The sequence below is a fragment of the Streptomyces spongiae genome, from assembly GCF_009377185.1.
Classification (GTDB): domain Bacteria; phylum Actinomycetota; class Actinomycetes; order Streptomycetales; family Streptomycetaceae; genus Streptomyces; species Streptomyces spongiae.
Genome location: NZ_VJZC01000605.1, coordinates 1 through 5,850 on the forward strand (window position 1 = coordinate 1; position 5,850 = coordinate 5,850).

Annotated in this window: 6 protein-coding genes and 1 pseudogene; 3 read left to right on the forward strand and 4 right to left on the reverse strand. The window is 70.2% G+C overall.

What is annotated here, in order from left to right; genetic code table 11:
* Positions 1–322: pseudogene (locus FNH08_RS42650) on the forward strand (inverse autotransporter beta domain-containing protein); the annotation flags it as partial.
* A gap of 276 nt (positions 323–598) precedes the next feature.
* Here the strand turns inward: FNH08_RS42650 and FNH08_RS42655 are convergent.
* Positions 599–1,147: a GNAT family N-acetyltransferase gene (locus FNH08_RS42655; protein WP_152776885.1), complete on the reverse strand. Its 549-nt coding sequence runs from the start codon at positions 1,145–1,147 to the stop codon at positions 599–601.
* A gap of 26 nt (positions 1,148–1,173) precedes the next feature.
* Between FNH08_RS42655 and FNH08_RS42660 the strand changes: the two genes are divergently transcribed.
* Positions 1,174–1,704 carry a CGNR zinc finger domain-containing protein gene (locus FNH08_RS42660; protein ID WP_322726363.1) on the forward strand — a complete coding sequence of 177 codons (531 nt, stop codon included), beginning with the start codon at positions 1,174–1,176 and terminating at the stop codon, positions 1,702–1,704.
* A 16-nt stretch (positions 1,705–1,720) separates the two neighbouring features.
* On the opposite strand, the gene FNH08_RS42665 is transcribed toward FNH08_RS42660, so the two are convergent.
* Positions 1,721–2,566: a class I SAM-dependent methyltransferase gene (locus FNH08_RS42665; RefSeq protein WP_152776886.1), complete on the reverse strand. Its 846-nt coding sequence runs from the start codon at positions 2,564–2,566 to the stop codon at positions 1,721–1,723.
* Positions 2,567–2,647: 81 nt separating this feature from the next.
* Positions 2,648–3,283: a DUF4232 domain-containing protein gene (locus FNH08_RS42670; RefSeq protein ID WP_152776887.1), complete on the reverse strand. Its 636-nt coding sequence runs from the start codon at positions 3,281–3,283 to the stop codon at positions 2,648–2,650.
* 201 nt (positions 3,284–3,484) lie between these two features.
* Here FNH08_RS42670 and FNH08_RS42675 point away from each other — a divergent pair, with 201 nt between their 5' ends.
* A complete protein-coding gene (locus FNH08_RS42675) occupies positions 3,485–4,156 on the forward strand; it encodes a hypothetical protein (protein ID WP_322726364.1) in 672 nt (223 codons plus the stop codon).
* Between the two features lie 46 nt (positions 4,157–4,202).
* Here the strand turns inward: FNH08_RS42675 and FNH08_RS42680 are convergent, their stop codons facing one another.
* Positions 4,203–5,753 carry an NCS1 family nucleobase:cation symporter-1 gene (locus FNH08_RS42680; protein ID WP_152776888.1) on the reverse strand — a complete coding sequence of 517 codons (1,551 nt, stop codon included), beginning with the start codon at positions 5,751–5,753 and terminating at the stop codon, positions 4,203–4,205.
* Positions 5,754–5,850: the final 97 nt, after the last annotated feature.

Here is a 5,850-nt window from a genome sequence, read left to right on the forward strand (position 1 = left end):
GCTCACCCCCGACAGGGACATCACCCACCAGCACTTCCAGGCCGGCGACCAGGTCGTCGTCCTGAAGGGGGTGGCTGGCGGGGAACTGTGGGGAGACGCCATGCGCGTGGTCGCCCCGTCGTGGCACACCCCGACCGACGAGGACGGATGGCGGTTGCGCGATGCGACCGGCGGCGCCCAGTCCTACCTCACCGCCCACCCCCGCTACCTCGTGCACCTCTCGCGCCACTGCCCGGACTGCCTGATCCACCTGCGGGCCAGCTCTGCTCTGCGCTGCGAGGTCGCCGAACCAGAAGCAGGGGGATCCTGCACATGTCCGTGAAATATCGCATCTGCCGCTCGAGCTTCTACCACTGGCGCGCGACGGCACCGACCCAGGCCGTGCGGAGGAGGGGCAGATCCTCAACTCGCCGCGCTGATTTGGAAGATCCACCGTGAATCCGCAGGTGAACGCCATCGCGCCGGGACCTCCCCTGGGGACGCATCACCGCAGGTCAGCACCGCTTCAGCCGCCGAAGAGACAGGTCAGCGCCCTCCACTCGGCGCCTCCATGCCGAAGGTGCCCTGGAGGGTGGGCCGGGTGGTGAACATGCAGCTCTCACCTCGCTGTGTGCGCGCGACGGGCGGTCCGGTCGGCGCTCAGGACCTGCCCATCCCAGCTGCGCGCATGCGTCAGCGCGACGTCCGGGTGGTCGGCGAAGCCGAGGGTGCGGCAGAGCGGTTCGCCGTCGGTGGAGGTGTACAGGTCCACTCGGGAGACCTCGCGTTCCCGGAACCAGCCGAGCAGTCCCCGCATGATCGAGCGGCCGTGACCGCGTCGCCGGTGCGCCGGGTCGGTGACCACACCGGTCACGTGACCGATCCGGCCGTCGCGCAGGTGCGGGCCGGGCAGCCGCTGCTCGATCACGCCGATGCCACAGGCGGCGAGACCGCCGTCGCGGTCGCCGTCGTCCACGACGAGAATGCGTACGGCGTCCGCGGTCAGCTGTTCCTTCAGCACCACGGCCAGGGCGTCCAGCCAGTCCTCGTCCGCCGACGCCGACGCGGAGGTGAGCTCGAACAGCGACGCCTGCAGACGCACGAGCTCCACGAGGTCGTACTCCACGGCCTGCCGTACGTCGGACCGGTCTCCGGTGCGTTGTCGCATACCGACCAGGCTGCTGTAATGCCCTTGTGAATCTCAACCCTTACGGCGAGGACGCCGTGAAGCTGGCCACGGATCTGGCCAACCGGCGCCCGGCCGATGCCGAGGAACTCGCGGACCGTTGCCGCGCCGCCGGACTGGTGCTGGAACTCCCGGTCACACCACGGGATTTCGACCACGCCCTGGAGGCACTGGAGGCGTGGGAGACGGTCGTCGACGCCACCGACGAGCACGAGCGCGCCGCACTGATCAACCGCATGCTGGCAGCGGCCACCGCCTACCCGCGGATGACCAACCACGCCGGAACCGGCTGGCACCTGCACTACCGCGACGAACGACTGCCCCTCGGCTCCCAGTTGCTCTCCCTGATCTCCGTGGGCACCGCACTGCACCTCGCGGGACGGGGCATGCACCGCCTCCGCCGCTGCGCCGTGACCGAGTGCACCACGATCTTCGCCGACACCTCTCGCACCGGAAGGCAGCGCTACTGCTCCCCACGCTGCGCCAACCGCGACGCGGTCCGCCGCCACCGGGCGCGCACCGCGCCGTCCGCTCCCTGACCGCGGACTCCCCGGGCTACGGCCTGTTGTGAAGGTCCCGCCTGCCCGCCGTGAGCAGATGCCCGCTCACGCCCAGCAGCGACGGCTCGGACTCGATCCGCCGGGTCGCCGCGAGGACGGCCTCCCGCCGCTCCGGGTCGTCCAGCCACCCCTCGACGCCACCCATCAGCCAGGCGACGCCCTCGACGCCGTACTGCCCCTCGCACACGAGCCCCGCGTCGGTGAACTCGCCGGGGACCTCGGCGGGGTCGGCGAAGTACGCGGTGGTGAAGAGCGGGTCCTCGGGGGCCGGCACATGGCGGCCGTCGACCAGGACGACGTCGGTCCGCGCGCGGCGCGCCGGGATGAAGTAGTGCCCCAGCTGAAGGCCGTCGTGGAGACACGCGAAACGGTTGATCGTGGCCGCGACGACCAGTCCGCCCGGCTTGACCGCCCTGAGTGCCTCGCTGAGCGCACGCACCCGGTCGGCGCGCTCCGGCAGGTGGTAGAGGGGCCCGAGCAGGAGCACCACGTCGTAGGCGGCGTCCTCGGCGGGCAGGTCGCGGGCGTCGCCGGGCCGGACGCTGACGCCCGGCAGCCGGGCGGCCTGTTCGAGGTGGAGCGGTACGGGGTCCACGAGCTCCACCTCGTACCCGTCGCCCGCCAGCCACTCCGCGTGCACACCGCTGCCCCCGCCGATGTCGAGCACGCGCGCGGGCGCACCCGGCAGGAGCCGGCGCAACAGCTCCTGGGTGCGCCAGAACTCCAGCCGTCCGGCTCCCTGTCTGAGGCGGGCGTCCTCCTCCCCGCGCTCGTAGTAGGCGAGGATCTCCTCGCGCAGGGAGGGTGGTTGGGCCTCGGTGGCAGTCTGCGGCTGAGTCATGCGTTCAAGGCTGCTGATCCCGCGCGACACCCCGCAACCGGTTAATCACGGCCGCACGGGTGGGGGTGCGGCGACCGGTTCTCAGGGGATCTTCTTCCACGGTGTGGCCCCCAGGACGTTCTCCGGACCGATGTCGAGGTAGTCCTGGACGCGTACGGTCGTGACGTCGTCGCCTTTCCTGGGTGCGACTCGCAGGAACATGCCCTTCTCGACGGCCACCCGCCAGTACAGCCCCGCGCCCGCAGTCTCGCCCGGGGCGAGGGTCACAGGCTCGGGGCCGGGGTCCTGCGGGGCCATGGGCACCTTGTCCGTGCCCTCGACGGCGCGTACGCCCTTCATGGGCGCGCCCGACTCGTCGAGCACCGTGACGGAGGGGTAGCCGTTCAACTCGTACGGCTTGGACGAGCAGTTGGTCACGGTGAGGGTCGTGGCGCGCAGCCCCATCGCGGCGTTGACGAGTTCGGTACCGAAGCGCACACCGGACGGCGGGCAGCCCTGCTGCGGCTGGACCGGTACCGACGGTGAGGCGTCGGGAGTCACGGCCCCGGACGGCGACACGGGAGACGGCTCGGGGGGCCTGGTCGTGGCCGGCGGGCGCGAGGGATCGGGATCCAACTCACGGTCCAGCTCGGTGGAGAGTCCGCACCCGCTCGCGCACAGCGCCAGCACGCTGACGAGGAGTGCGTACCGGGACGAGGAGCGGCGTATCGCGATCACGCGCCGATCCTCGCACGCACCCTCCGCGGAGGGATTCACTCCGCCCACCCGCGTGCCGCCGGGCCCCGCACAGGGGCAGTGACCTCAGTGATCGCACAGCCACGGAGCGAGTTGGCCCTTCCGCCTCACAGATATGCATGTGACACTGGCGTCCCCCACCGCCGTGCGGAACCCCACACCGTCTCCCCCGAAAACCACATCGTGCGTGATCTTCCACTGCCGCTCGCCCTCACCGCCCGTCTCCTGCCGGTCGTCGTACTCGCCTCGGCCGGCTGGGCCCTGACGTCCGGTCCGTTCGCCGCGACCCCGGCCGGGGAGCATGACTCGGCCGGGAAGAACGCCGCCGCGCCCGGGTCCGACGAGTCCGCTCCCTCGACGTCCGCGGCCGCCAAGACGTACCCGCAGGCTCCCACACCCTGCAAGGGCATCTCGGAGAAAACGGTCAAATCCCTTGTTCCCGGTGCCAAGACGGCGGGGCAGGAGATCACGTCTACGGACAAGGCCGTGCGCCGCACCTGCTCCTGGAACGCCCTCAAGGGGTACGACTACCGCTGGCTCGACATCTCGTACGAGATCAAGGACTCCGACGACAAGGCCCGGACCGCCTACGAGCAGCGCACCAAGGAGAAGAGCGGCGGAGGCGCCGTGCCCGGCCTCGGTGACACGGCCTACTCCGTAGTGAACCTCACCACCGAGAAGAAGCAGCAGACGCGTGAGGGCGTGGTGATCGCCCGGGTCTCCAACGCCCTGGTGGTCGTCACGTACAACGGCAGCGACTTCGAGACCAAGAAGGCGCCCGACACGGACGAGATCAACAAGGGCGCCATCAAGGCCGCGAAGGAGGCGGTGGCCGCGCTGGAGGACTCCCAGTAGGTCGGATGTCCCCGCGCGGCCACCCCGTCGGGCGGCCGCCGTTGCCTCAGGCGTCGGCCGGCTGCCGCTCCCTTCCGCCCATCAGCGCCACGTACAGCACCAGCGACGCGGCCAGGCCCACGGCCCAGCCGTAGTCGGCGAGCGGCTTCAGGAACGGGATCAGTCCGTCGACCGGGAACGGGCCGGTCTTCACACCCTTGGCGTCCACGCCCGAGTACGAGCCGCCGACGGCGAGCACACCACCGACCAAGAAGGCGGCCACGGCCTTCCAGTTCCAGCCGTTCGAGTACCAGTAGCGGCCGCCCGGCGTGTACAGGTCCGCGAGGTGCAGCACCGTGCGGCGGACGATCCAGTAGTCGGCGATCAGGATGCCCGCGACCGTGCCGAGCAGACCGCCGACCACACCGAGCCAGGTGAAGATGTAGAACTCGGGCGTGGAGATCAGCTTCCACGGGAAGATCAGCACACCGAGGACACCGGTGATCAGCGCGCCCGTACGGAAGTTGATGAGCTTCGGTGCCAGGTTGGCCAGGTCGTACGCCGGCGAGACCACGTTCGCCGCGATGTTCACGGAGATCGTGGCGACCAGCACGATGACGAGCGCGAAGAGCAGACCGAAGGCGTTGTCCGTCTTGGCCGCGAGGGTGACCGGGTCCCAGATGGCCTCGCCGTAGACGGCCTCGGAGCCGGAGGTCACCAGCACGGCGAGGACCGCGAAGAGCGTCATCGTCGTGGGCAGGCCGAGCGACTGACCCCAGGTCTGGGCCTTCTGGCTGGCGCCGAAGCGAGTGAAGTCCGGGATGTTCAGTGACAAAGTCGCCCAGAAGCCGATCATTCCCATGAGGGACGGGAAGAAGACCGGCCAGAAGTCGGGGCCCCAGCCCAGCTTCGAGGGCTGGTCGAGCAGCGCGCCGAAGCCGTCCGCCTTGACCGCGATCCAGATCAGCAGCACGAACGCGCCGACGATCACGAAGGGCGCGGCCCAGTTCTCGAAGTGCCGCAGGAAGTCCATGCCGCGGTAGATGATGGCGATCTGCGCGGCCCAGAAGAGGACGAAGCAGAGCCACAGCGGCCACGGATTGCCCGCGATCTTCCCCGCGTTCTCCCACTCGCCTCCGGTGAGCTTGGAGCCCAGGGCGAATATGCCGCTGCCGCCGATCCAGGTCTGGATGCCGAACCAGCCGCAGGCCACGGCCGCCCGGATCAGCGCCGGGATGTTGGCGCCGCGCAGGCCGAAGGAGGCGCGGGCGAGCACCGGGAAGGGGATGCCGTACTTGGGTCCGGCGTGCCCGGTGGCCAGCATCGGAAGCAGCACGATGATGTTGGCCAGGGCGATGGTGAAGACGGCCTGCTTCCAGTCCATGCCGAGGGCGACCAGGCCGGAGGCCAGGGTCCAGCTGGGGATGCAGTGGGCCATGGAGATCCACAGGGCCGCGAAGTTGTACGTCGTCCACTTGCGCTCGGAGACCGGGACGGGACGCAGGTCCTCGTTGGCGAAGGGACTGTCGGCGGGGAATGCCTCGGGAGCGAGCTCGATCCGGCCGTCACCTTGGGCGGTCTGGGATATCGGCGACCCCGTGGGGACTGTTTCGGTCATGGGCAGGCCAATCAGGGGAGGTTGGGACGGGAAAGGCCGTGCGGTGGCCCTGGGCCCCTCCCCCCGGGACTGCGAGGGGAGGGGAGACAAGGTGTGG